This is a genomic window from Aestuariivirga sp., from assembly GCF_047602625.1.
Lineage (GTDB): Bacteria > Pseudomonadota > Alphaproteobacteria > Rhizobiales > Aestuariivirgaceae > Aestuariivirga.
Map to the genome: position 1 here is coordinate 632,333 of NZ_JASGGV010000002.1, position 24,820 is coordinate 657,152.

The 24,820-nt window shown below is 61.5% G+C and carries 21 protein-coding genes and 2 pseudogenes; 17 read left to right on the top strand and 6 right to left on the bottom strand.

Annotated elements, in window-relative coordinates; genetic code table 11:
• Window positions 1-18 precede the first annotated feature (18 nt).
• Both QM694_RS08095 and QM694_RS08100 read right to left on the bottom strand, forming a co-directional pair.
• Window positions 19-321 (bottom strand): annotated as a pseudogene (locus QM694_RS08095) (FAD-dependent oxidoreductase); the annotation flags it as partial.
• A pseudogene (locus QM694_RS08100) lies at window positions 293-1,213 on the bottom strand (NAD(P)/FAD-dependent oxidoreductase); the annotation flags it as partial. The pseudogenes QM694_RS08095 and QM694_RS08100, both read right to left, overlap by 29 nt.
• Here QM694_RS08100 and QM694_RS08105 point away from each other — a divergent pair.
• Both QM694_RS08105 and metA read left to right on the top strand, forming a co-directional pair.
• Window positions 1,149-2,006 (top strand): ATPase, encoded by an 858-nt coding sequence (locus QM694_RS08105; protein WP_415006432.1) that lies wholly within the window; start codon window positions 1,149-1,151, stop codon window positions 2,004-2,006. The pseudogene QM694_RS08100 and the gene QM694_RS08105 sit on opposite strands and share 65 nt — an antisense overlap.
• Before the next feature lie 8 nt (window positions 2,007-2,014).
• Window positions 2,015-2,932 (top strand): homoserine O-acetyltransferase MetA, encoded by a 918-nt coding sequence (gene metA / locus QM694_RS08110; protein WP_415006433.1) that lies wholly within the window; start codon window positions 2,015-2,017, stop codon window positions 2,930-2,932.
• Here the strand turns inward: metA and QM694_RS08115 are convergent, their stop codons facing one another.
• The gene (locus QM694_RS08115; RefSeq protein ID WP_415006434.1) at window positions 2,933-4,213 is read right to left on the bottom strand and encodes a vWA domain-containing protein; all 1,281 of its coding nucleotides are present in this window, start codon (window positions 4,211-4,213) and stop codon (window positions 2,933-2,935) included.
• Between the two features lie 152 nt (window positions 4,214-4,365).
• Here QM694_RS08115 and QM694_RS08120 point away from each other — a divergent pair, with 152 nt between their 5' ends.
• From QM694_RS08120 to QM694_RS08145, 6 genes are all read left to right on the top strand, one after another.
• Window positions 4,366-4,899: a SixA phosphatase family protein gene (locus QM694_RS08120; protein WP_415006435.1), complete on the top strand. Its 534-nt coding sequence runs from the start codon at window positions 4,366-4,368 to the stop codon at window positions 4,897-4,899.
• Between the two features lie 65 nt (window positions 4,900-4,964).
• Window positions 4,965-6,401: a YcjX family protein gene (locus tag QM694_RS08125; RefSeq protein ID WP_415006436.1), complete on the top strand. Its 1,437-nt coding sequence runs from the start codon at window positions 4,965-4,967 to the stop codon at window positions 6,399-6,401.
• Complete coding sequence (locus tag QM694_RS08130) at window positions 6,398-7,426, top strand: YcjF family protein (RefSeq protein WP_415006437.1); 1,029 nt, start codon at window positions 6,398-6,400, stop codon at window positions 7,424-7,426. Before QM694_RS08125 ends, QM694_RS08130 begins: the two co-directional genes overlap by 4 nt.
• A gap of 72 nt (window positions 7,427-7,498) precedes the next feature.
• Complete coding sequence (locus tag QM694_RS08135) at window positions 7,499-8,035, top strand: EF-hand domain-containing protein (protein ID WP_415006438.1); 537 nt, start codon at window positions 7,499-7,501, stop codon at window positions 8,033-8,035.
• Window positions 8,036-8,129: 94 nt separating this feature from the next.
• Window positions 8,130-9,359 (top strand): GNAT family N-acetyltransferase, encoded by a 1,230-nt coding sequence (locus QM694_RS08140; protein ID WP_415006439.1) that lies wholly within the window; start codon window positions 8,130-8,132, stop codon window positions 9,357-9,359.
• Between the two features lie 74 nt (window positions 9,360-9,433).
• Window positions 9,434-11,488 carry an FAD-dependent oxidoreductase gene (locus QM694_RS08145; protein ID WP_415006440.1) on the top strand — a complete coding sequence of 685 codons (2,055 nt, stop codon included), beginning with the start codon at window positions 9,434-9,436 and terminating at the stop codon, window positions 11,486-11,488.
• 3 nt (window positions 11,489-11,491) lie between these two features.
• On the opposite strand, the gene QM694_RS08150 is transcribed toward QM694_RS08145, so the two are convergent.
• Both QM694_RS08150 and QM694_RS08155 read right to left on the bottom strand, forming a co-directional pair.
• A complete protein-coding gene (locus QM694_RS08150) occupies window positions 11,492-12,484 on the bottom strand; it encodes an ELM1/GtrOC1 family putative glycosyltransferase (RefSeq protein ID WP_415006441.1) in 993 nt (330 codons plus the stop codon).
• Between the two features lie 34 nt (window positions 12,485-12,518).
• Window positions 12,519-13,418 (bottom strand): hypothetical protein, encoded by a 900-nt coding sequence (locus QM694_RS08155; protein WP_415006442.1) that lies wholly within the window; start codon window positions 13,416-13,418, stop codon window positions 12,519-12,521.
• A gap of 57 nt (window positions 13,419-13,475) precedes the next feature.
• Between QM694_RS08155 and QM694_RS08160 the strand changes: the two genes are divergently transcribed.
• The 8 genes from QM694_RS08160 (at window position 13,476) to QM694_RS08195 (ending at window position 22,496) form a co-directional block, all read left to right on the top strand.
• A complete protein-coding gene (locus QM694_RS08160) occupies window positions 13,476-14,924 on the top strand; it encodes a surface carbohydrate biosynthesis protein (RefSeq protein ID WP_415008593.1) in 1,449 nt (482 codons plus the stop codon).
• A 64-nt stretch (window positions 14,925-14,988) separates the two neighbouring features.
• A complete protein-coding gene (locus QM694_RS08165) occupies window positions 14,989-16,080 on the top strand; it encodes a Gfo/Idh/MocA family protein (protein ID WP_415006443.1) in 1,092 nt (363 codons plus the stop codon).
• 12 nt (window positions 16,081-16,092) lie between these two features.
• The gene (locus QM694_RS08170; RefSeq protein ID WP_415006444.1) at window positions 16,093-17,625 is read left to right on the top strand and encodes a D-lyxose/D-mannose family sugar isomerase; all 1,533 of its coding nucleotides are present in this window, start codon (window positions 16,093-16,095) and stop codon (window positions 17,623-17,625) included.
• Window positions 17,615-18,232 carry an HAD family hydrolase gene (locus QM694_RS08175; protein ID WP_415006445.1) on the top strand — a complete coding sequence of 206 codons (618 nt, stop codon included), beginning with the start codon at window positions 17,615-17,617 and terminating at the stop codon, window positions 18,230-18,232. Before QM694_RS08170 ends, QM694_RS08175 begins: the two co-directional genes overlap by 11 nt.
• Window positions 18,225-18,938, top strand: coding sequence for a cytidylyltransferase domain-containing protein (locus QM694_RS08180; RefSeq protein WP_415006446.1), 714 nt, complete (start codon window positions 18,225-18,227; stop codon window positions 18,936-18,938). Before QM694_RS08175 ends, QM694_RS08180 begins: the two co-directional genes overlap by 8 nt.
• A gap of 16 nt (window positions 18,939-18,954) precedes the next feature.
• Window positions 18,955-19,893 (top strand): hypothetical protein, encoded by a 939-nt coding sequence (locus QM694_RS08185; RefSeq protein ID WP_415006447.1) that lies wholly within the window; start codon window positions 18,955-18,957, stop codon window positions 19,891-19,893.
• A 78-nt stretch (window positions 19,894-19,971) separates the two neighbouring features.
• Entirely contained in the window at window positions 19,972-21,699 is a 1,728-nt protein-coding gene (locus QM694_RS08190; protein ID WP_415006448.1) for an ABC transporter ATP-binding protein, read from the top strand.
• Entirely contained in the window at window positions 21,696-22,496 is an 801-nt protein-coding gene (locus QM694_RS08195) for a sulfotransferase domain-containing protein (RefSeq protein ID WP_415006449.1), read from the top strand. The genes QM694_RS08190 and QM694_RS08195 overlap by 4 nt, the downstream gene beginning before the upstream one ends.
• Window positions 22,497-22,523: 27 nt before the next feature.
• On the opposite strand, the gene QM694_RS08200 is transcribed toward QM694_RS08195, so the two are convergent.
• Window positions 22,524-23,597, bottom strand: coding sequence for a P1 family peptidase (locus QM694_RS08200; protein WP_415006450.1), 1,074 nt, complete (start codon window positions 23,595-23,597; stop codon window positions 22,524-22,526).
• A 76-nt stretch (window positions 23,598-23,673) separates the two neighbouring features.
• On the opposite strand from QM694_RS08200, the gene QM694_RS08205 reads away from it, so the two are divergent.
• On the top strand, window positions 23,674-24,774 hold the full coding sequence (locus QM694_RS08205; RefSeq protein ID WP_415006451.1) for a calcium:proton antiporter: 1,101 nt from the start codon (window positions 23,674-23,676) through the stop codon (window positions 24,772-24,774).
• Window positions 24,775-24,820: the final 46 nt, after the last annotated feature.

A 24,820-nucleotide genomic window follows, 5' to 3' on the forward strand; every position in this document is an offset into this window, starting at 1 on the left:
ATGGCCGCCGAAGGCCGTGGCCCACCATTGCCCCTGCCCGTCGCCGCCGATCAGCGGCATGAAGTGCCGCGCATAGCCCATGAGGCCCGCCCAGGCATAATCGATGCGGGGGTTTCCGAGCCGGGGATAGACCGAGAGCATGTCGCGCTTCATGCGTTCGGCGAGGCGCGAAGGCTCCGACACGCGCGTGGTGATGGCCCCGCCCCACAGGATGCGGCCTTCGTCCACAAGCCGATAATAATTTCCGGCCCGCCGCTGGTCCGACGCGGCGCTCCGTGTACGGATCGAGTTCTTGCTGCAGCGGTTCGGTGACGGCGACATAGGTGGCCACCGGCAGCACCGCGCGCGCCGTTACGGGATGAAGCGCGCGGTCAAGTGATGAGACGGTATAGATCACATGGGGCGTTCGCACCGCGCCTTTGGCCGTGCGCACCTCCCACCTTCCCTTGCCGCCAGCAACGCTGACGGCAGGGGCCTCCTCATGCAGCACCGCGCCGGACTTTTCCGCCTTCGCGGCGATCATCAACGCATAACGAAGCGGATGCATGTGAAAGGCGGTAGCGTCGACGAGACTTTGATAATAGCGCGTGCTGGCGAGCTTCGCGCGCGTCTCTTCCGTCGTCCAGAACTGCCGCTCTTCGCCAAAGTCGCGGGCCAGATGATCGCGATAGGCCTTGAGGCCATCGGCATCGTTGAAGCGCCGCGCGCCGATCCATCCCTCGCCCATCTTGATCGTGGGGTCGGTTTCGGCAATTTCGCGCCGCACGAATTCCGTGCCGAAGCAGGAGAGGCGATAGAGATGCCGCGCCGCCTCCAGCCCCACCTTCTTTGTGATTTCATCCAACCCCTCGGCAAAGCCGTTTGACACGAAGCCGCCATTGCGCCCCGACGCCGCCCAGGCCACCCGCTGCGACTCCAGAAGGATAACTTTCTTGCCGCGCCGCGCCAGTTCCAGCGCCGCGGTGAGGCCCGCGAGGCCGCCGCCGATCACGCAAGCCTCGGCCTCCTCAGTGCCCGAAAGTGCCGGCCTTACAGGCCCGCGATCCGCGGTTGCTTCATACCAGGTCTTGTCATGGGCGGACGGCATCATCACTCCGGCGAAAAGAGGCCCAGTTGCCGTCGCCCCCGCCGCCGCGCTAAGGAGCGCCATGCGCTTCTCATCAGGCAAAGAATTCCGTGACTGGCCCTCGAAGGCCGTGACCATATTCGGCATGTCCGGCGTGGGCAAGACCACGCTGGCCAAGCTGCTCTATCATTCCGGCTGGTTCCAGTATTCCGTCGATTACCGCATCGGCACGCGCTACATGGGCGAGCATATCGTCGATAATTTCAAGCGCGAGGCGATGAACGTTCCCTTCCTGCGCGACCTGCTGCTGTCGGATTCAATCTATATCTGCTCGAACATCACCTTCGAGAATCTGAGCCCGCTTTCCACCTATCTCGGCAAGCCCGGCAATCCGGCCAGGGGCGGCATTTCCTTCGCCGAATACAAGCGCCGCCAGAACCAGCACCGCGAGGCGGAGATTCACGCGCTGATGGACGTGCCGGAATTCATTGGCCGGGCGCATGAGATTTATCAGTACACGCATTTCGTCTGCGATTCCGGAGGCAGCCTCTGCGAGGTGGTGAACCCCGATGATCCCAATGACGAGGTACTGAAGACTCTCGTCGCCAACACGCTCATGCTCTACATCGAAGGCACGCCCGAGCACACGAAGATGCTGGTGGACAGGTTCCGCAAGAACCCCAAGCCCATGTATTATCAGCCCGCCTTTCTCGATGCGAAATGGGCTGAGTATAAAAAGCTGAACGGCATCGCCGCCGATGATGACGTCGATCCCGATGGCTTTGCCGTCTGGGGCTTCGAGCAGCTTCTGCTGCATCGCATTCCGCTTTATGAAAAGATTGCCAAGACCTACGGCTATACCGTCCGAATGCGGGACATTCCCTCGATTGCCACCGAGGCCAATTTCGTAAGCCTCCTCGCCCGCACCATCGAACAGTAGACAGTTTCATGCCCATCCGTATCCCCAACGATCTGCCCGCCCGCCGCACGCTTGAAAAAGAAGGCGTGATGGTGATGACCGAGGACACAGCCCTCCGCCAGGACATCCGCCCCCTGCGCATCGGCCTTCTCAACCTGATGCCGAACAAGATCAGGACGGAAACGCAATTTGCCCGGCTTCTGGGCGCAACCCCGCTGCAGGTGGAGCTGACGCTGGTGAAGATCACCAGCCACACGCCGAAGAACACCTCCGCCGAACACATGCTCGCCTTCTATGAAAACTGGGAAGACGTGGCAGCGCAGAAGTTCGATGGCTTCATCGTCACTGGCGCGCCGGTGGAACTGCTCGATTTCGAGAAGGTCACCTACTGGCAGGAGCTTTCCCGCATCTTCGACTGGACGCAGACCAACGTGCATTCGTCGATGAACATCTGCTGGGGAGCGCAGGCGGCGCTTTATCATTTCCACGGCGTTCCCAAGCACGCGCTGCCGAACAAGGCCTTCGGTGTCTACACGCACCGGAACCTGAGCCCCGCCTCGCCCTATCTCCGCGGCTTCTCCGATGATTTCTCAATTCCCGTTTCACGCTGGACGGAAAACCGCCGCGCCGATCTTCCATCGGGAAAGGGTCTTGAAGTCCTCATGGAATCCGATGAGGCGGGCCTGTGCATGATCGACGACGAAAAGCACCGCGCGCTCTACATGTTCAACCACATCGAATACGAGACGAGCTCGCTCGGCGAGGAATACACGCGCGACGTCTCGGCGGGAAAACCCATTGCCATGCCGGCCAATTATTTCCCCGGCAACAATCCCAAGGCGCCGCCCGAGAACCGATGGCGCAGCCACGCGCATCTGCTGTTCGGCAACTGGATCAACCAGGTCTACCAGACGACGCCGTTCGACCTCGCGGATATCGGCCGGTGATCAGCGCGAGATGCGCAGCGTCGACTTCTTGATACGGGTGGTGATCGCGGTGAACACGGCGTCGATTTCGCCACCACTCACGCTCGCCTCGAAATAATTTGCGGGCGCACAAGCTTTCAAGAGAGTGGTAATGGCGGGATCGGTGATGTCATAGGCAATCGTGAAAATGGTGATGTTTTTTGCCGCTGCCGCCTTGCAAAGTGTTTTGAGGTTGTCGTTTCCAATATATTTGCTGCGGTTTCCATCCACGTCGAACTCGCCTGACGTCTGAGCACCGTCGGTCAAAAGCACGATGAATTTTTTCGTATCTGCGTCGGTATAGGGAGCGCCTTCCGTATAAGGCGCGGCTGGATCAAGCAGGTTCCACCCGAACTCGAAACCCAGCGGAATGTTGGTGTTCCCAACAGGATACATCGCCGCAATGGCGGACTTTAAGCCATCGAGATCGTCCGTAAGCGGGACAACATCCAGCTTGTTGGTGCTATATTTGGCGCAGTCGTATCTGGGGGCGGCGTTCTCTTTGCCGTTCCCGCTGTCAATGAAGCCCCACTTCGAATCATTGCTGCCGTCAGGGGTTGCGACGCCTACATTCCACGGGTTCTTGCGGTCCTGGGTACACCCCGTCCAGGTCGGTCCGGCGGCAGCCTGGGTGACATAGGACGCTGGCATCGTCGTGCGGACCATGGCGGAAAATGGCGCCAGCCCGACTTTCAGTGTGCCGCCGCCGTCGCTGGACTTGGCGTTGGCGTCGAGATCGTCGATCATTTTCGTGACGGCATCGCGCATGCGGATGTATTTGTTGTTGGTGACCATCGAAAGGGAATAGTCAAGAACAAGCGCCACCTCGGCGTTGCTGCCCTTGCCGCCTTCCACCTGCGCGCTCGCGCCGATGTGCATGGAGTTGATGCCGACCAGCGCCATGAAAGAGGTGGGATAGTCATACTCCACCGAGCCGCTGAGCGACGCCTTGCCAATACTGAAGACAGGCTGGAGATCAGCCAGGGCGGCATCGCGGAGATTGTCGTGGAAATAGTTGAGACCAATCGTCCTGAGTTGGGCATTGGTCGAGTTGGTGGTTGACATCGCCGTGGCCACCGCGAGCGCCGCGGCGTCGACAGCCGCTTGTAACTGCGTCTGCGCGCGTGAAGCGCGAACATAATCGATGGCGCTTCCCGAGGCGACAAGCACCGGCAAAACGGACAGCGCGAATATCACGCCCATGTTGCCTGCCGTATTCGAAAGATAGCGGGCGGCCCGAAAGCCCCGAAGGCTGAAGCGCATGACCATTTCCTGCAAATGTTTGGAAAGTTTTATAGATGAAGGCGATTTCCAGACCTTTTCAAAATCCTCTAAAATTGAAGGGAATCCATGAGCTGTCATGCATCCGTCATGCGGCCATGGCTTTGAAACGCCACGCTATTGGATGATTCACGATGCTCACACTCATGCTGCTCCGCCACGCCAAATCGAGCTGGTCGGAAAAGGGGTTGACCGATCTCGAACGTCCGCTGAATGGGCGTGGAAAGCGCGCCGCGAAGGCGATGGGTGAACATATGCAGGCGCAAGGATGGGTTCCGGATGCCGTTCTGTGTTCGCCCGCCCGCAGGGCCAGGGAGACATGGGCAACAGCTCAGAGCGCGTTTACCAAACCGCCAGAATGCAGCATCGAAAACGCCGCCTATGATTTCGGCGATGGTTCCGCCCTTCTCACCCTCATCCAGCGCAACGGGCGCAAGGCTAGGCGGCTCCTGCTGGTCGGCCACAATCCTTCACTTGAGGAATTGGCGCAGCGGCTGATCGACAGGGGCGATGAGAAGCTCCGCCAGCGGATCGAAAAGAAATACCCAACCGCCGCCCTCGCCGTCATCACCTTCACCTTGTCCTCATGGGAGCACGTGATCGACCACACTGGGGTGCTGGAAGCCTTTGTCCGGCCACGGGATATTCTTGACGGCGAGGAAGACTGACAGCTTGTGTTTGCCACACTTCGCCCCCAGATTGCGGGGCGCGCGCGCGGAGGCTGGCATTCGCTGTGAAATTTTCCGATCTCATCGATGGCGGGCGGCTGGCGGCAGGAGGCCTCAAGGATTTTGCGGTGGGCCTTGCGCACCCCTCGCTTCGTCTTGGCGTCACCGGCCTCTCGCGGGCGGGAAAGACGGTGTTCATCACTTCGCTGATCCAGGCCTTGCTGAAAGGCGGCAGGTTTCCAGCTTTTGAAGCCTATGCGGGCGGGCGCATTTCCCGCGTCTATCTCGAGCCGCAACCCGATGATGGCTTGCCGCGATTTCCCTATGAGGATCATCTGGAAGCCCTCTCGCAGGGCGAAACCCGTCATTGGCCGGAAGGCACGCGGCAAATCAGCCAGCTCAGGCTCACCATTGAATATGAGCCGCGCGGGCTGGTGGCGCGCACCGTCGGCAGCGGCAAGCTGCATCTCGACATCGTGGATTATCCCGGTGAATGGCTTCTGGACCTGCCGCTGATGGGCATGAGCTACGCCCGCTGGTCGGCGCTCACCATCGCCGCCAGCCGCTCGGGGCCCCGCCTTTCCCGCGCCGGGGACTGGCACGCCCATCTCGCTACGCTGGACGCCATGGCCAGCGCGGATGAAACGAAAGCCATCCGCGCGGCGCAGCTTTTCACCGCCTATCTCGCAAGCTGCCGCGATGATGATGCCTCGCTTTCCGCCCTGCCGCCGGGGCGCTTCCTGATGCCCGGCGATTTTGCTGGTTCCCCTCTCCTCGCCTTCGCGCCGCTGGATGTGAACGAGGACGCGGTATTTTCCTCGGGTTCTCTCGGTGCACTGATGGAGCGGCGCTATGACTCCTATGTCGCGCGCATCGTGAAGCCGTTTTTCTTTGGCCACTTCGCCAGGCTCGATAGGCAGATCGTGCTGGTCGATGCACTCTCCGCGCTCAATGCCGGGGCGGCAGCGGTGAGCGATCTTCAAACGGCGCTGGCGGGAATCCTCGCCTGTTTCCGGCAAGGATCGAACTCCATCGTTTCTTCGCTGTTCGGCCGCCGCATCGATCGCATTCTCTTTGCGGCGACAAAAGCAGACCTGCTGCACCAGACAAGCCATGACCGGCTGGAAAACATCCTGCGCCTTATCGTGAATGATGCGGCAAACCGGGCGGAATATTCGGGCGCTGTGATTGACGTGGTGGCGCTGGCCGCCATCCGCGCCACGCGCGAGGCTCGCGTGACCCAGAAGGGCGAGACGCTGGATTGCATCGCCGGAACACCGGAGAAGGGCGAAGCCATCGGCAATCAGGTTTTTGACGGCAACACCGAAGCCGCGATCTTTCCAGGTGACCTGCCCGAAAATCCCCGTGCCGCGCTGGATGGCAGCCTTGAAGGCCATTTGAAATTCGTGCGCTTCCGGCCGCCGCTCAAACGGCTTGAAACCTTCCCCCATATCCGCATGGACCGCGCCGCCGAATTCCTGATCGGAGACCGCCTGGCATGAGCGACCACAGCCGCAGCCCCAAAGCCTTCGTGATTGCGGAAGAGGAAGAGGCCAAGCCGCCAACGCGCCGCAAGCCGCGCGCCATCACCGATATCGAATTTCCGCCGGAGGATTCGCAGGGCGAGCTTCTGGTGCTGCCGCCTGCGTTGCCGCGCCGCAGACGCGGCTGGCATTGGGGGGCGCTGCTCGCAGGCTCGCTCGCCAGCCTCGCCGCGCTCTGGGCGGGGTTGTCCATCACGCAGTTGATCGAGCAGTCCTTCGCGCATTCCGAAACACTCGGCTGGCTTGCCGCCGTGGCGGCGGGACTGGCCGCGTTCGCGCTGGCCGCCATCATTGTGCGTGAAATCTGGTCGCTTGCCCGCCTCGCCCGCATCGAGCACATTCAGGACGATGCCGCGAAGGCCTTGAACCACGACGACCCGGCCTCCGCCACGCGCGCCATCGCCAACCTTTCCGCCGTGCTGGGCAGCCGTGCCGATAGCCTGTGGGGCCTGCAATCGCTGAAACAGCATGACGGCGATGTGATGGATGCGCGTGACCGCATCCGCCTGGCGGAGCGCTATCTGGTGACGCCGCGCGATGAGGAAGCGCACCGCCTGATCGCCCGCACGGCGCGGCGCGTCACTCTCATCACCACCGTGACGCCCACGGCGGCGCTCGACATGTTGATCGTCGCCTCGCAGAACCTGCGCATGATGCGCGAAATCGCCACCCTCTATGGCGGCAGGCCTTCAACGCTCTCGACTTTCCGCCTCGCCCGCATGGTGTTGGGCCACCTCGCGGTGACGGGCGGCCTCGCGCTGTCGGACAATCTCCTGCAGCACGTTGTCGGCAAGGGCGTGCTGGGACGGCTCTCTGCGCGGTTCGGCGAAGGCGCGGTGAACGGCATCATGACGGCCCGCATCGGCATTGCGGCGCGCGATGTCTGCCGCCCATTCCCGCAGGAGCCCAAGGCCAGGGAAACGCTGGGCAGCCTTCTCCGCGAACTCGTGTCAATGGACAAGGGCGAACCGCCGCAATCTTAACTTTTCGCGGCGACGGAATGGCTGGAGTTGCCCGTCTTGAGAACCGGAGCGGCATCTCAAGAGGAGACGACGATGCAACGGAAATGGATTGTGACGATTGGCGCGGGCCTTGCGGCGGTTCTGGTGGCTGGGGGTCTCGCCCAGGCCGGAATGGGCGGCATGGGCGGCGGCTGGGGCCGCCACTTCGGCATGATGCACGGCGGCATGGGCCTTCGCGCTCTGCTGGAGCGTTATGATACAAACCATGACGGCAAGATCACCCAGGACGAAATCACCAAGAACCGGGCGGACTGGCTGGCCGAATTCGACACAAACAAGGACGGTTCACTGTCCCTGGACGAGTTCAAGAACCTGTGGATGAAGGCCAATCAGGAACGCATGGTGCGCGAGTTCCAGTTCTTCGACACGGATGGCAACGCGCAGGTGACGCTGCAGGAATATGAAGCCCCCCTCGCCCAGATCGTTGCCGACCGCGACCGGAATGGCGACGGGGCGCTGAGCCGCGACGACATGCGCGGGCCGGGCGGACCCGGCGGGCCGGGCAGGCGCTGGAAGCACAACATGGATCAGGGCGGTGGCTCTGGTGAGGACGGCGGCACGGCTCAGTAACCACACCGCGCGGAAATTTAACCAATCCGGCGGCGTTAACCGCGGCAAAGCGGCTGGGCTGACACAGTGGCATGACTTTTGGATCATCGCTGCCATGACCAGTGCCGGATTGGACATTTCTCCTGTCACTCTGACGCGCCGCACCGCCGCGGCGCGTCTCAATACCGGCGCTTACGTGCCCCCAAGAGACGCCCATTTCGGGCTTGCATCAACCGTCCATGGCCTTGAACTTCTGAAGGCTGACTGGCGTATGCTCGAGTGCACCGGCATCAAATCGCATGGTGTTTTCCAGACTTATGACTGGGTCGCGAGCTGGGCCAAGACATTCTGCGGCGGCAAATCCGGCGATGAACCCTTCATCATCAGCGGCTATCAGGGCGATGAGCTGAAATTTCTCTGGCCGCTCATGAAAACCCGGGTTGGGCCGGTCACCGTGCTGCGCTGGGCTGCCGAACCCCTGTCCCAATATGGTGACATCCTGCTGGCGCGGGGCGAGTGTGCCAAAAGCTGGATGGCCGCTGCCACGGATTTCATCCGCCACACGGCGGGCCTGCACTCAATCCGCCTCCGACATGTGCGGCAGGATGCCAATTGTCAGCCTTTCCTCCAGGAAGCCTTCCGCGATGCGCGGCTGGTTGAACAGGCGCCGTGGCTGGACCTGTCCGCCTACGCCGATGACGCGGCCTATGACGCCCGCTATAATTCCAACCAGCGCCGCCGCCGCAAGAAGATCAGGAAAGCGCTTGAGGATGAATTCGGGCCGGTTGTCTTCGAGGTGCTTGAAAACAGCCCCGCGAACGATGCGGCCATGGCGCAGGCCGTGGCCGAGAAATGCCGCTGGATCGACGAGCGTGGCCGCCAGAACCAGATCCTGAATGATGCGGCGCTGCTGGAGTTCCTCAAGGATTTCTCGCGCAACAATTCCGGCAATGTACGGCTCATCACCAGCCAGATGAAGGCGGGCAGCAAAACTCTGTCATGGGAAATCGGCCTGCGCTTCGGCGCCAGCCATTTCGGCTTCATCACCTCGCACATCAATGAACTGACCGACTATTCCCCCGCCCGCCTGCACATGGATTTTTCCCAGCGCCGGGCCCTGGCCGACGGCATGACGGTGTTCGACCTGATGGTGCCGCATGATCCCCATAAGGAATCATGGAGCAGCGCCGCCACCGAAACGCGAGACTATCATCTTCCACTGAGCGCCCGTGGCTGGCTCTATGGTACGGTCTATCTCGAAACCCTGCGTCCCCTGCTCCGCGACACCTATTACCGCTTGCCCGCGGAATGGCTGCGCCGCCTCAAGCCTTTTACCGGCCACTGAGCTTTCCTCAAACGCCATCGAACCCTGCAACAATGTCGCGGTGACAGGCGGAGCGGGTCTGTTAACGTCAGCCCATGGCCACTGTTCTCCGTTCTTCCGATCCGCTGCTGCAGCCCTATCAGCTCAAGCATCTCACGCTCAAAAACCGCCTCATGTCGACCTCGCATGAGCCGAACTATTCCGAAGACGGCATGCCGACCGAGCGCTACCGCCTCTATCATGTGGAGAAGGCGAAGGGCGGCATCGCCATGACCATGACGGCGGGCTCCGCCGTTGTCTCGCGTGACTCGCCACCGGTCTTCGGCAATCTCCTCGCTTATAAGGACGAGATCGTGCCGTGGATGCGCAAGCTCGCGGATGAGTGCCACGAACATGGCACGGCCGTGATGATCCAGTTGACGCATCTGGGCCGCCGCTCGGTGTGGAACAAGGCAGACTGGCTGCCCGTCCTTGCCCCCTCCTGCGTACGTGAACCAGCACACCGCGCGTTCCCCAAGGTGATTGAAGACTGGGACATCGACCGCATCGTGGCCGACTATGCGGCGGGCGCACAGCGCATGAAGGAGGCGGGCCTCGATGGCTTCGAGTTCGAATGCTACGGCCATTTGATGGACAACTTCTGGTCGCCCGCAACCAATCTGCGTACGGATGAATATAACGGCTCGATCGACAACCGCCTGCGCTTCACCATGCGCGTGCTTGAAGCGGTGCGAAAAGCGGTGGGGCAGGATTTCCTCGTCGGCTGCCGTCTCACGGCGGATGAGGACTGGGACATCGGATTGTCGAAGACCGATGGCATTGAAATCTGCCAGCGCCTGAAAAATTCCGGCCTCGTCGACTTCCTCAACATCATCAAGGGCCATATCGACCACGACGCGCCGCTGCAGGATGTGATTCCGGTGGCGGGCGCAAAGTCCGCTCCCCATCTTGATTTCGCGGGCGAAGTGCGCGCCGCCACAAAATTCCCGGTCTTCCACGCCGCGCGCATCAATGACGTGGCAACCGCCCGTCACGCCATCGCCGAGGGCAAGCTCGACATGGTGGGCATGACGCGCGCCCACATCGCCGATCCGCATATCGTGAAGAAGATCATGGAAGGGCGCGAGGACGACATCCGCCCCTGCGTGGGCGCCACCTATTGCCTCGACCGGCTCTACGAGGGGCAGGATACGCTGTGCATCCACAATCCCGCCACCAGCCGCGAAGCCACCATGCCGCATGTAATCGGCAAGGCAAAGGCGAAGAAGAACATCGTTATTGTTGGCGCTGGGCCTGGTGGGCTTGAGGCGGCGCGCGTGGCGGGAGAGCGCGGACACAAGGTAACGGTGCTGGAAGCAGCGCCTCAGGCTGGCGGGCAGCTTCGCCTTGCTACGCAGATCGCCCGCCGCAAGGAACTGATCGGCATCATCGACTGGCGGCTGTCACAGCTCGAGCGCCTGGGCGTGACGGTAAACTACAATACCATGGCGGAAGCGGACGATGTGACGGCGCTTGAGCCCGATCTGGTGGTGATCGCCACCGGCGGCCTGCCGCAGTCGCAAGCCATCGCCGAGGGTGCTGATCTTGCGGTCTCGTCATGGGATATCGTGTCGGGTGACGTGAAGCCGGCCGAGGATGTGCTGCTGTTCGACGACAACGGAAACCACCCTGGCATGGCGGCGGCAGAGCTGATTTCCGCCCAAGGTTCCAGGCTGGAAATCATCAGCCCGGAGCGCAATTTCGCGGCAGACATGGGCGGCCTTAACCTCGTGCCCTACATGCGCCACTTCACGAAGCACAATGTTGCCATCACCACCATGACGCGCGTGCGCGCCTTGAAACGCGAGGGCAACAAGATCAAGGCTACGCTGTGGAGCCCTTATACGATGGCCGATTGCGGCGAACGTCTTGTCGATCAGGTGGTGCTGGAACACGGCACCGCGCCGCTGGACGATCTTTATTTCGCGTTGAAGCCGCAGTCGGTGAATCTGGGCGCTGTCGATTACGAGGCGTTGGTGGCAGGAGAGCCGCAAACGGTGAACACCAACAAGGATGGTACATTCCGCCTGTTCCGCATTGGCGATGCGGTGGCCAGCCGCAATGTGCACGCCGCCATCTATGATGGGTTGCGCTTCATGAAGGACGCGTGAGGATCAGCCGACCAGCGCGCGTATGCGGGCGAGAACGCTCTCATAGTCGACGGAGAAGGGAACGCGGCGATGCGTCTCCTCGCCCAGCCGGTCGGCAACGCCTTCGGCGATCAAGCGCCGCGCCACCGCCCCCATGCTGCGCGGTGGCGTGAGTAAACCCTTCCGCGCCACGAAGGCCATGGGGCCATGGGTCGCCGACCACGAGAGAGCCGCGCGCGATTCCGGCAGTTCAAAAATGCTGACCGGCTTTCCCGATGCAATCGCCTCGCCCAGCATCGACATGCTGTCGGAGGTGACGACCACGCGATCAGCCAGATCAAGCGCCGCGCGATAGGGATTGTCCTGGCGGTTGAAAGGATAGGCAGAGGCCCCCGGCCCCAGACGCTCCGCCAGATTTTTCAGGACCTCTGGTTTCGTGCGGGGCGACGCCAGCAACAGGATATGCCCTGTCCTAGCCAGCATTTTCAACTGCTCCGACAGTTCCAATACCTCCATCGCGCCCAGCCGTTGCGGAAAGCGGCCGGCCCCGAGAGACACCGCAAACAACGGGCGCGGCAAATCTTTCCATTCCGCGGACCAGCGCTCACGCTCGGCATCTGAAACCGGTGACATGGCCGAAAACGGCAACGCCAGTTCCACCACATTGGGCGCGCGCGGCAATTGATATTGCGGCGTGGTGACGACCAGATCGAAGAGATCAAGCGGTGCGCGCGGGCGCCCGATGTGAACGAGTTTCGCCGCTCCGCCCGAAGCCTTCTTGATGAAGCGCGCCACCGGCACCGAGCGTTTGCCCACCGCAATCACCAGCCGGGGCCATGGCGGAACGATCAGTGCGCGCGAGGCATCATCAAGACTGGCAAGGCTTGCCCCACGCAAGGCCGATGGCAGATGGTGCAGCGCATTATAGCCAAGCTGCTTGATCTCGTAAGGCAGTCCCAGCGCATCGGCGAGATGGCGCGTCTGCGCATTGTCGCCAGTGCGCGGGCCGTGCAGCACCCAGACTTTCGCCGGTTCCCCCACAGACGGCGGCTCAGGCCGCCATCCGCACCTCGCCCAGAAGCTCATCCAGCGGCGGCACCCGCTTCATCACCTCGAAGGCGTCATGGCGGACATGATTGTCGCGCATCTCCGCTTCGATCTGCGCCCGGGTGATCTCGCCACTGTCCAGGCATTCCTTGAGCAAACCGAAGAAGAATGCCTCCTGCCGCGGATCGGGATGCTTCTTGTATTTGCCCCACAGCTTGATGCCGTTTTCCGGCAGGAAACGCCCGATCAGCGGCACGCGGTTGGTGAAATCGATGGGCAGTCCCGTTTTCCAGGGCTGGGTACGCCGCTTGGTGTTATGAATCAGCTTGGTATCCGGCGCCAGGCGATCGAAATCATTCCAATAGGATTCGAGATAACCGATATTCTCGCGCGGCTCGTTGGCGAGGATGATCCAGTTCTCATAATCGAGCTTGCCCGCGAACATGTCCTCGAATTGCTTTTTCACATTCCAGTGCGTGAGCTTTGCGCAATCGAGCAGCATCACGCTGGAGGCGATATAATCATCGCGGCCATTGTGGCCCGCGCGGCGCTTGGCCATGATGGCCTTGCCGCCCATGTCGCGCGTGAGAAGTTCGTTCACATCGCCCACCGCGAACACATCCGGATCGATCACCACGGCGCGGCCCTGATAGCCCATGAGCTCCGGCGGCATGAAGCGGGTGGGCGTGAAGGATTGCAGGTCGTCATTCTTCCAGGTGCGCCAGCCGCCCGCGCGCAGAAACTGCTTGCCCTCGAATTCCTTGAAGAAGGGAAAGTCCTCCTGGCGGATGATCTTCACGTCGAAGGCATCCGGATTTTTGGAATTCCGCTTGAGCGAATGGGCCGACGCGATCGCCCCCGCAATCTGCTTGCCATTGGTATGGATGAACACGGTGTTCTTCATGACAATCTCTCTTTTCAATACCCCATGGATAATAGGATGGAGAGCGCCTGATTGCCAGTGCCGCCAGCCTTGCAAGGGGAATTGACGGGTGCTACCACCGCCGCCGTCATGGCGAACCCCACCGCCCTTCACCCCCAGCGCCCGCAGACACTGACCATTCCCGTCGAGACGCTGAACCGCGAGTTCGACGCCAAGCTGCATCTTGCCTTGCGCGCCGCGGGCCGCGGCTGGCGGGTGATCTTCGGCGGCCGCACCGCCATTCATCAGAACCTGCCGCGCATCCCCCAGAGCATCTATTTGTCGAAAGGCGTGCGGATCGGCAATCGCCGCATTCTCAGGCTGCTGGAGCAGCTTGGCCATGTGATCGTGGCGCTGGATGAGGAATCGCTCATCCGGCAATCCGATGAGGCGCATCTGATGATGCTCGATGCCGAAACCTTCAACCGCCCACGCCTGCTCTTCGCATGGGGAGAGAACAATGCCGAAGTGTGGCGGAGCTTTGAGGGCTATCAGGATGCCCCCATCCTGCCGGTCGGCAACCCGCGCATGGACCTGCTGCGGCCGGAATTGCGTGACTTTTATCGCCCAGCGGCGGACATCATCCGCCAGCGCTTTGGCGATTTCATCCTGCTCTCGAGCAATTTCAGCATGGTCAATCACTATATCGCCGACCATGTGCGCTTCCGCACCTCCGAAACCGCCGACACAGTGCGCCGCGATGCGTTGAAACAGGGCCTCATCGATCACAAGCAGGTGGTGTTCGACGCCTTTCGCCTCATGGTGCCGGAATTGGCGCAGGCCATTGCCCCTGCAACGCTGATTGTGCGCCCGCATCCTTCCGAAAATGCAGCAGCATGGCAAGCCGCCGCGCAAGGCCTCAAGAATGTGCAGGTGATCCATGAAGGCCCCATGGCGCCATGGCTCATCGCGGCACGCGGCCTTGTTCAGAATGGCTGCACCAGCGCTGTGGAAGCCGCTGTAATCGGAACACCTGCCCTCGCCTATCATCCAGTCGTGTCAAACCTGTTCGAGGTCGAGCTTTCGGACGCGGTCAGCACCGATTGCAGGACGGTTGAGGATGTCATCGCCACGGCGCGCAGGTTCCTTGCGAGGCCAACGGAGGCGGCGGCTTCGCTCGACGGCACGCAACGGGAGATTTTGAGGCACCATATCGCCTCTGTGGACGGCCCCTTGAGCTGTGAGCGCATCCTGTCGGCCCTGGATGATCACGCGGCCCGGCTGGCGCCCAGTGCCTTCGGCCTGTCAAACCGGATGAAGGGTTTGTACGGCCACTACAAGCGCCACGCCCTGCGCGCCATCACCACCCGCCTGCCCGGTTCCCCGAGCAGCCGCCGCTACACGGCGCACAAGTTCCCCGGCATCGGCGACGCCCTGATGTCTGAAACCGTTGCCCGCCTGCGCGCCGCCGTTCCGGCCCTGCCCGATGTGCGCTGGCGGCAAATCCATCGGGATATCTACGAAATCGGCCCCGCCAGCGGGTTGTAAACCGGTCATTCCATCGCCAGGTTTTTCGCGCTAGAAGGCCCCCGGTTTCAGGATCAGGACGTTTATGCATTCTATCAGGATTATCGGCGCAGGCTCCATCGGCAATCATCTCGCCAACGCCGCCCGTGCCCACGGCTGGCGGGTGACGCTGACCGATATCGACCCGGCTGCGCTCGAGCGCACGAAGACCAGCATCTATCCCCAGCGCTATGGCGCATGGGACAAGGAGATCGTGCTCAAGGATTCGCGCGACGCCATGGGAGACGAGGCCGACGTGGTGTTTGTGGGCACGCCGCCCGACAGCCACATCGCGCTGGCCAATGCTGTCCTCGACCGGGTGACGCCCAAGGTGCTGCTCATCGAAAAGCCGCTGGCCGGGCCTGACCTCGCAGGCTGCGCCGCCCTCAATGACCGCCTGAAGAAGGCGGGCGTCTTTGGCGCCGTGGGCTATAATCACACGCTGGGCAAGAATACGGTGGCGGCCGAAGCGGTGATCGCCAGTGGCAAACTCGGCCCCATCGCAACCATCTCCGCCCGCACGCGCGAGCATTGGGGCGGCATCTTCAAGGCGCATCCCTGGCTTCCGGGACCTGCCGCATCTTACTTGGGATTTTCGTCACGCGGCGGCGGCTCGGCAGGCGAACATTCCCACGGCATCAACATCTGGCAGCATTTCGCCAATCTCATCGGCGGCGGCCGCGTGGCCGAGGTGCAGGCGATGCTCGACATGGTGCAGGAGAATGGCACCGACTATGACCGCCTCTGCTACATTTCCCTCAAGACGGATCAGGGCCTCGTCGGCGACGTCATCCAGGACGTGGTGACGCAGCCGGCCGAAAAATCATGCCGCATACAGGGCCGCGACGGCTATGTGAACTGGCTGGTCGGCGCCAAGCCCGGCCATGACGGCATCATCAGCGGCATCGGCGATCAGGCGGAGGAAACGCTGATCGCCAAGACCCGCGCCGATGATTTCAAGGCCGAGATCGCCCATCTCGAACAGGTGATGGCGGGCAAGGTGAAAGCCTCCCCCATCGCGCTCGAATGCGGCCTCGACACCATGATGGTGATTGCCGCCGCGTTCAAATCCCACGCCTCTGGCCGCCGTGTCCGCATCGACTGGAGCAAGGGCTATACGCCCGAGGCCCTGCAGTAACCCGGAGTTTCCATGTCCAAGACTTTCGATTTTGAAAATCTCTTCGTTTACGATCTTGCCAACAATCATCAGGGCGACATCGCGCATGCCCGCAACATCGTCACCGAAGTGGGCCGGGTGAATCGCGCCGGCAAAGTGAAGGGTGCGCTGAAGTTCCAGTTCCGCCAGCTCGACAGCTTCATCCACCCGGATTTTAAAGGCAAGAGCGACCATAAATATGTGAAGCGCTTCTCCGAGACGCGCCTCGAGATGGATGCCTTCGCCAAGCTCGCGGAACATGTGCGCGCTGAAGGGCTGCTCACCATGTGCACGCCCTTCGACGAGGAGTCGGTGGACATCATCTGCGACATGGGCCTCGACATCATCAAGATCGCCAGCTGTTCCGCCGATGACCGGCCGCTGCTGGAGAAAGTGGCGCGCGTCAACAAGCCCGTTGTGGTGTCTACCGCAGGGCTCCGCACCGATGAAATCGACTGGCTGGTGAACTTCTTCGAGAGCGAGCGGGCCGAATTCGCGCTGATGCATTGCGTGGCGCTTTACCCGACGCCCGACGACAAGCTGCAACTCAACCAGATCACCGCCATGCGCGAGCGCTATCGCGATACCACCATCGGCTGGTCTACTCACGAAGACCAGAACGCCACGGCGCCCGTGCAGATCGCCTATGCGCTGGGCGCCCGCATGTTCGAGCGCCACGTCGGCCTCAACACCGACAAGCACAAGCTCAACGCCTATTCCTCGACGCCCGAACAGCTTGAGAAATGGATTGCCGCCTTCCATCAGGCGCGCGCCATGCTGGGCAATGAGGAGCGCCCGCCCACCTCGCCCGCCGAACGCCAGACGCTGGTGGAGTTGAAGCGTGGAACCTATGCGAAACGCGCCATCGCCAAGGGCGAGACGATCAAGCGGCAGGATGTGTTCTTCGCCATGCCCGTGCAAGATGGGCAACTGGTCTCCGGCCACTGGCGCCAGGGCCTCACCGCCGACAAGGACTATGCCGCCAACGCGCCGCTCGACGCCAATCTCAGCGGCCAGGGTGTGAGCGATGAAACGCTGGTCTACCAGATCATGCTGCAGGTGCGCGGCATGCTGAGCAAGGCGAACATCCACATCAACGAAGACGCATCGATCGAGATTTCCCACCATTATGGGCTGAGGCGCTTCCGCGAGTTCGGCGCGGTGCTCATCACCTGCATCAACCGCAGCTATGCCAAGAAGCTGGTGATCCAGCTTCCCCGCCAGAAACACCCCTATCATTTTCACAAGCTGAAGGAAGAGACGTTCCAGCTTCTCGACGGCGATCTTGAGATCGTGAAGGAAGGAGCCAAGATCAGGATGAGCCCCGGCGACACGTTCCTTGTCGAGCCCAACCAGTGGCACAAATTCGCCACGCTCGACGGCTGTATCTTCGAGGAAGTGTCCACCACCGCCTATCAGAACGATTCCTTCTACGAGGATCCGTCAATCGCCAGCATGCCGCGCGACGAACGCAAGACGAAGGTGGACAACTGGCTCGCCTATTTCCGCTCCAAGCATGCGATTTGACGCGGCGGTCTTCGATTTCGACGGCACGCTGGTCGACTCCGCGGGAGCCAAACGCGACTCATTTTTCGCCATCTTCCCCGATGACGCCGCGCACCGCGCCATCGTGGGAAATGTATTGCTGGAAGATCCTGACGGCTCGCGCCATCGCGTGATCCCGGAAATGGCGCGGCGCATGCGGGACGAGAAGATCGGCACCGGCGGTTTTTCGGATGACGCGCTTGTCGCGCGTTATGGCGAAGTATCGGCGGCGGCCGTTGCGGCAGCGCCCGAACTGCCGGGCGCGTCGCGGCTTCTTGAGGCACTGTCAAAACAGATTCCGCTGCATCTCTGCTCCAATACGCCGGAAGATGCCGTGCGCGCGCAAATTGCACGGCGCGGATGGAGAGCCTTTTTCAAAAGCGTCGATGGATATCCCACCGAAAAAACCGCCAAGGTTGCGGAGATCATTCGCGATGGCCGCCATGATCCGGCGCGCGTCGTGGTGGTAGGCGACGGCATTTCGGATGAGCTTGCGGCAAGCGCCAACGCCGCCATTTTCATTCCCATCCGCGCTCCGGAGGATCTCGAAACAGCAGGGCGCATCATCGCGGGAGAACGGCATGTTTGAAGGCCGAAGGGTTTTGGCTGTGGTTCCCGCGCGCGGCGGCTCCAAGGGCGTGAAGCTCAAGAACTTGCGGGAGGTCGGCGGCGTGCCACTGGTGGCGCTGGCGGGGCGCGTGACGAAGGCCCTGCCCTGGATCGACCGCGCCATCGTCTCCACCGATCATGACGGCATCGCCACGGTGGCGGAACAGGCGGGGCTCGCAGCGCCCTTCCGCCGCCCCGAAGATATTTCAGGCTCGATCATCAGCGACTGGCAGGTGCTCATCCACGCGCTCACCGAAATGGAAGCGCGGGACGGCGTGGCCTATGATGTGATCCTCATGCTCCAGCCCACTTCGCCGGGCCGCAAGCCTGAGCATGTGACCGCCACGATGGAACATCTCGCGAAAGGCGGCTTCGACGCCGTGTGGACGGTGAGCGAAACCGATTCCAAGGCGCATCCCCTGAAGCAGCTCACCGTGGGCGGCGATGGCGCGCTTGCCTATTACGACCCCGCCGGCGCGCACATCATCGCCCGCCAGCAGTTGAAGCCCGTCTATCACCGCAACGGCATTGCCTACGCCATCACCCGGCAATGCCTGGTGGAGCAGAAATCCATCATGGGCGCCAATCCTGGCGCGGTGATCGTCGAAGGCAATCTTCCCAACATCGACACCGAACTCGATATTCTCTGGGCCAATTTCCTGGTCGAGAAGGGACTGGCCACCTGAACGGAGGCCGCCGGAGATGACAGAAGCAGCCATTCCCATTCTTTACATCGTCAGTCATCCCCGCTCGGGATCGACCCTCGTCGGTTCCGTCCTCGGGCTGGCCGATGGTCATGTTTATGTGGGAGAGGTGCGGGACGTGTGGCGCGACGGTCTGCTTCGTAATGAGAATTGCGGGTGCGGCCAGCCCTTTCGCGATTGCCCCTTCTGGACACAGGTTTTCCAGCGTGCCTTCGGCGGGTTCGATACCGAGCCTGCAAAGCAGGCAGCGCAAACTTTTTCACGTCTCGATCACCGGCGGGAAATGCTGCGTCTTCTTCCAACCGCATTTTTCTTTCCCACCCGGAAAAGACTAGACGGAGCCTATGCCGCGCCGCTTATCAGCCTGTATCAGGCAATCCGCGACGTATCAGGTGCCCGCGTCATCGTCGACAGTTCGAAGACCATGCGCTACGCGGCGCTGCTTGCGTCCGCACCCGGCGTCAGCGTCCGCCTCACCAATCTGATCCGCGACCCGCGCGGCATCATGTTCTCGCGCATGCAGCGCGCCCGCTATCGAGATGGCAGTTTGAAGCCAGAGGCAAGGGGTTATGGCAGGCCGCGCATCTTCCGTATCCTGATAAAATGGGCGATGCGGAATGCGCTGGCCGCCCGTGCGATGAAACGGCTGGGTGGAACGCGGCTGCTGTACGAAGATTTCACCCGCTCGCAACACTGGTATCTCGAAGCCCTGCTGGGGGAAGCTGGTGCGCAGCGGGTCTTGCAAATACTTGAAAACGGCCCTCCCCCGGGCTTCGTGCAACATCAGGTGGCTGGAAACTGGGTCCAGGATTTGAGGATTTCCACCGCCGAGCGCTGGCGGATCGAGCTTGCGCCATCCTTACAGCGCGTGATGGGACAGCTCTCATTCCCGTTCCGGCTGCATTATCGATCGCGGACATATGAGCCCATGGAATGAGCCGACCTTGAGTAGCTTTTCCATCCCCTGTATTGAACGTGCCCGTTCAATCCGCCAGCAGGCTTTAGACATTTTTTGATGAAACAGGTTTTCCAGGTGTTCTGGCGCGCGGAAGGCACGCGGCCGCTTCTTGTTCTTGCCAGCCTCCTGATCGCCGCGCTGATAGAGGCGATCGGCATCAGCACGCTTCTCCCGGCCACGACGCTGATCGCCGGAACGGAAGGAAAGCCTTCGGTACTGACGACCTGGATCCATACCCTGTTCGAGAAATTCGGCGTGCAGCCCACCCTTGGCCCATTGCTGCTAGTGATTGCCGTAACCCTGTTTCTGAAATCCCTAATCGGCTTCGCCGTGCTGTCATATGCCGGTATCTCCGCGGCAAAAGTGTCGGTGCGCCTCCGCCAGCGCCTGCTGGCGGCCGTCTTCGGGGCGCAATGGCAATTCTATGCGGACCAGCACGGCGGCCGCTTCGCCAATGCGGTGAGCAACGATGCCACAAGGGCCGGGGAAGCCTATCTTCTCGCTGCGCAAACCGTGTCGTTCGTTGTGCAGGCAATCTGCTATGTCGCGATTGGCCTTATCATGAACTGGCGCCTTGCCACCATGGGTCTAATCGCCGGCATCGTTCTGTCGTTCAGCATGCGGCGGCTGATCCGCATCACGAAGACATCCGGATACAAGCAAACCGACCGGACATCCGAACTGACCGTCTTCGTCGTCGACATGCTCGCCAATATCAAGGCGCTGAAAAGCATGAACCGCTATGCTCCGATGCAGAAGCATCTGGATCAAACGCTGAAACGGCTGCGCCGGTCGCTCGTCACGCGGGAATTCGCCAAACAGGGTCTCAATCAGGGCAGCGATGGCATTGTGGCCGTGCTGGTGACGGCGGCTGTCTATTTTGCCTACACATGGTGGCAGGTGCCGCTGGCGGAACTTGTGGTCAGCGGCGTGATCTTTTTCAAGATCATCGACATAATGTCCAAACTGCAGAAGAACCTTCAGCAATCGGTCCAGGTGGAAAGCGCCTATCTCCGCACGCAGGATCTGATCGCTCAGGCGGAAGCGCACCGCGAGGTCCATGCAGGCAAACAGCAGCCTCGCCTGGCGAAGGCCTGCCAGTTTGAAAAGGTCAGTTTTGCGCACGGGAAAATCAGGGTGTTGCAGGCTGTCGATCTCGTCCTCGCGGCGAATGGCATCAATGTATTGATGGGGCCTTCCGGCGCGGGAAAAACCACCATCATCGATATGCTGATCGGCCTGCATGTGCCGGACAAAGGAAGGATAACGCTCGACGGCGTGCCGCTGGACCAGATTGATATTCATGCCTGGCGCAAGAAAATCGGCTATGTTCCGCAGGAACTCAGCCTGCTTCACTCGACGGTGCGCGAGAACATCACCATGGGAGACACCTCGATCCCCGACGCCGATGTGCTCGAAGCGCTGCGCCTCGCCGGTGCCGATTCCCTTTTGCCTACCCTGCCCGCCGGCCTCGACACCAGCGTAGGCGAGATGGGCGGCAAGCTTTCAGGCGGCCAGCGGCAGCGCATTTCATTGGCAAGAGCCTTGGTCATGAAGCCGGAGGTCCTCATTCTTGACGAGGTAACCAGCGCGCTCGATCCCGCTACGGAGCAGGAAATCGTCCGCAATATCGCCGATCTTCGCGGGAAATACACGATCGTCGCCATTACGCACAGGCCCGCGTGGACAGAGATCGCAGACACGCTATACGAAATTTCGCATGGGCGTGCGAAACTCGTTTCCAGCAGGTCTTCATCGCGCAAAACGGGAAAATCCTTGCCATGAAGGATAGCCGGGGCAACAGGATAATCTGGCTTGTAGACCCCAGCCCGGAGCGGACGCTCAATCAGTTGCGGCTGACGGTGCGCCGCGCACGCATTGTGTCCTTTCCGCGGTCCGGCCGCACCTGGCTGCGCATGATGTTGCATGAGCTGGCGCTCGATCCGAAATTTGTCCATGTCAAGGCGAGACCCCGCCTTGCCTCGCCCCCCGAGCGGATGTGCAACGGCATTGAGAGATATTATTCCCGCCGGGTGCTGTTCCTGTTTCGCGATCCCAAGGACACGTTGGTTTCCTACTACCATCATGTTCTCCACAAACACGGTGGCGCGTTCCCGGGGGGGATTTCTTCCTTCCTGCGGGCGCCGGCAACCGGATTGGAACGCATCCTCGCATTCAATCTGGGCTGGATTGAATCCTATCCGAAGTTCCGGAATTTCAAGGCCGTTCGCTACGATGACATGCGGCAGGCGCCTGAAGAACACCTTGCGGCGATCATCAGGTTCTTCGGATGTGGCCGCGCGGACAGCGCGCAGATCGCCCAGGCTGTTGCCGGCCACACATTCGATGCGATGAAGCGGCAGGAGCAAAGCGGCGAACTGCACGCGCGGTTTGGCGACAGGTTCACCAAAACCGCCGCAGGCGATGACCAGAGGATCGTCAGGCGGGGCTCCGTGGCGGGCAACACCGACGAGCTGAACCCGGAAGACCTAGCCTACTGCGATGCCCTGATAGCCAGCTACGGCTACACAACCCGCATGCAGCGCGCGATGGATAAAGCGAGCCTGCTGAACTCACATTGAAACACTGGCCGATCTGGCCAGGCAACTTCACACGGCCCTGCCATAGCGGTGCATCTGTTCCAGAAGCAAATCATGCGGCAGGGCAATCGACGTATTGCCGTCGCGGCCCACCATCGTTTGGTTACAGATCATGCTGTCGATGATCGCTTCTTCCACCGCCTCAACCGTGGCCGAGAACAGCGGGTCCAGCGCGCCATTGGGCAGGAATTCCATCGCCCGCTTATCCTTGCTCATGCCGAAAGCGCCCGCATTGGCGGTGGAGAAGGCGAGGAAAATATCGCCGGAACCGTTCGATCCCACGGCACCGGTGCGCGCCATGCCCATGGGTACGCGGCGGGCAATGCGCTTCAACTGATGCGGCAGCAGCGGCGCGTCCGTCGCCACGATCACAATGATCGAGCCTTGGTCCTTCCAGCGCAGCTTGTCATGGGTGACAGCGCGGCCCACCGGCACGCCCAGCACCATCAACTGTTCGCGTTGGCCGAAATTCGATTGCACGAACACGCCCACGGTATAGCCCATCGCCTTGCGCGACGATGAGCCGTTGCCGCCCTTGAAATCATAACAGATCATGCCCGTGCCGCCGCCCTGGCTGCCCAGCGGCACCGGCCCACTCCGCGCGCCATCGAGCGCCGCGAAGACATGTTCGGGTTTGACGTGAAACCCGTTGAGGTCGTTCAATTCGCCATCATAGGTTTCAGCGGCCACGGGAAGGCCCCAGTCCTGGCCCGTACCGAAACGGTTTTTCACCTGCCACTGAATGGTCGCATCGCGCGTCACGCCGCAGGAATGCGTGTTGGTAATGGTGATGGGCGACTGGAGTTCACCCGCTTCCTCGATCCAGATGGTGCCCGTCATCTCGCCATTGCCGTTGAAGGAGTGGTAGCCCGCCGCACAGGGCGTGCCCGCACCCGCCCGCCCGCGCGGCAGGATGGCCGTCACGCCCGTTCGCACCGGCCCTTGCCCCACGATCAGGGGCCCATCGCCGGAAATCAGCGTGGTGACGCCCACCTCCACCCCCGCCACATCGGTGATGGCGTTGAAAGGGCCGGTCTCGCCCGGAAATGGCAGGCTCAGATCACGCCCGCGGATGAGTGTCATGGGTACCCTCTTCGTTTTCGGTTGGAATCGCCAACCGGCTTGCCATAGCTTCTGAAGCAACAGCGGAGAACGGACAATGGCATCGGCGGACCATCACGGCGCGGGCAATCCCCTCTGGACGGTGATCTTTCCCGTTCTCGCGGTGATCATGGTGGCCGTCAAGCTGGGCGAGTTCGTTCCCTCCGCGCATTGGGCGGTGGTCGTCATTTCAATCATCTTGCTGATCGGCGCCGTCTTTTCGTCGGTTCATCACGCTGAAATCGTGGCGGCGCTGGTGGGTGAACCTTTTGGCTCGATCGTTCTCGCCGTGGCGGTGACGGTGATCGAGGTGGGGCTGATCGTGGCGCTGATGCTCTCCGCCCCCGATGGCGGCCCCACCATCGCCCGCGATACGGTTTATTCCGCCGTGATGATCGTCCTCACCGGACTGATTGGCCTCTGCCTCCTCGCGGGCGGGCAGAAACATTATGAGCAAACCATCACCGTGAGCGGTGCAACGTCCTATCTTTCGGTGCTGGGCACGCTGGCGGCGATCTCGCTGATCCTTCCCAATTACACCGTGGCGGCGGAAGGCCCTTTCTACAGCAAGGTGCAATTGACCGCCGTGGCGCTGGTGTCTCTGGCGCTTTATTGCGCCTTCCTGTTCGTGCAGACCGTGCGGCACCGCGATTACTTTCTTGCATCCGGCGATGAGGCGTCCGATGGCCATGCCACAGTGACGAAACAGATGGCGGGCGCCAGCATGATTCTGCTGCTGATCGCCCTCACCGGCGTCGTGTTGCTGGCAAAAACCCTGTCGCCGCAATTGAACACGCTGATCTCTGCCGCGCATCTTCCCTATGAATTCGCGGGCGTGATCATCGCCGGATTGGTGCTTGCGCCGGAAAGCATCGCGGCGGTGCGCGCCTCGCTCAGCAACCGCCCGCAGGTGAGCATCAATCTGGCGCTCGGCTCAACCATCGCCAGCATCGGCCTCACCATTCCCATCGTAACACTTTTCACCGCTTTCTCCGGCCAGCAACTGGCGCTTGGCGTTTCGCCGATGAAAACCTCCCTGCTGGCACTGGCGCTTTTCGTGAGCATCACGACGCTGGGCACCGGCCGCACCACAATCCTGCAGGGCTACGTGCATCTGGCGATCTTCGTCATCTTTCTCGTAATGGCTGCCAGCCCATGAAGACCCGAAATTAAACCTTCCATTTCATCCGCCCATCCCACACACT

Excerpts from the sequence above, each read along its gene's own strand:
- QM694_RS08145 (WP_415006440.1), top strand. The coding sequence starts at position 9,434 with ATGGCCACTGTTCTCCGTTCTTCCGATCCGCTGCTGCAGCCCTATCAG.
- QM694_RS08115 (WP_415006434.1), bottom strand. The coding sequence starts at position 4,213 with ATGCGCTTCAGCCTTCGGGGCTTTCGGGCCGCCCGCTATCTTTCGAAT.
- QM694_RS08185 (WP_415006447.1), top strand. The coding sequence starts at position 18,955 with ATGACAGAAGCAGCCATTCCCATTCTTTACATCGTCAGTCATCCCCGC.
- QM694_RS08195 (WP_415006449.1), top strand. The coding sequence starts at position 21,696 with ATGAAGGATAGCCGGGGCAACAGGATAATCTGGCTTGTAGACCCCAGC.
- QM694_RS08175 (WP_415006445.1), top strand. The coding sequence starts at position 17,615 with ATGCGATTTGACGCGGCGGTCTTCGATTTCGACGGCACGCTGGTCGAC.
- QM694_RS08155 (WP_415006442.1), bottom strand. The coding sequence starts at position 13,418 with ATGAAGAACACCGTGTTCATCCATACCAATGGCAAGCAGATTGCGGGG.
- QM694_RS08130 (WP_415006437.1), top strand. The coding sequence starts at position 6,398 with ATGAGCGACCACAGCCGCAGCCCCAAAGCCTTCGTGATTGCGGAAGAG.
- QM694_RS08120 (WP_415006435.1), top strand. The coding sequence starts at position 4,366 with ATGCTCACACTCATGCTGCTCCGCCACGCCAAATCGAGCTGGTCGGAA.
- QM694_RS08205 (WP_415006451.1), top strand. The coding sequence starts at position 23,674 with ATGGCATCGGCGGACCATCACGGCGCGGGCAATCCCCTCTGGACGGTG.
- QM694_RS08180 (WP_415006446.1), top strand. The coding sequence starts at position 18,225 with ATGTTTGAAGGCCGAAGGGTTTTGGCTGTGGTTCCCGCGCGCGGCGGC.
- QM694_RS08165 (WP_415006443.1), top strand. The coding sequence starts at position 14,989 with ATGCATTCTATCAGGATTATCGGCGCAGGCTCCATCGGCAATCATCTC.
- metA (WP_415006433.1), top strand. The coding sequence starts at position 2,015 with ATGCCCATCCGTATCCCCAACGATCTGCCCGCCCGCCGCACGCTTGAA.
- QM694_RS08135 (WP_415006438.1), top strand. The coding sequence starts at position 7,499 with ATGCAACGGAAATGGATTGTGACGATTGGCGCGGGCCTTGCGGCGGTT.
- QM694_RS08140 (WP_415006439.1), top strand. The coding sequence starts at position 8,130 with ATGACCAGTGCCGGATTGGACATTTCTCCTGTCACTCTGACGCGCCGC.
- QM694_RS08170 (WP_415006444.1), top strand. The coding sequence starts at position 16,093 with ATGTCCAAGACTTTCGATTTTGAAAATCTCTTCGTTTACGATCTTGCC.
- QM694_RS08200 (WP_415006450.1), bottom strand. The coding sequence starts at position 23,597 with ATGACACTCATCCGCGGGCGTGATCTGAGCCTGCCATTTCCGGGCGAG.
- QM694_RS08190 (WP_415006448.1), top strand. The coding sequence starts at position 19,972 with ATGAAACAGGTTTTCCAGGTGTTCTGGCGCGCGGAAGGCACGCGGCCG.
- QM694_RS08105 (WP_415006432.1), top strand. The coding sequence starts at position 1,149 with ATGCGCTTCTCATCAGGCAAAGAATTCCGTGACTGGCCCTCGAAGGCC.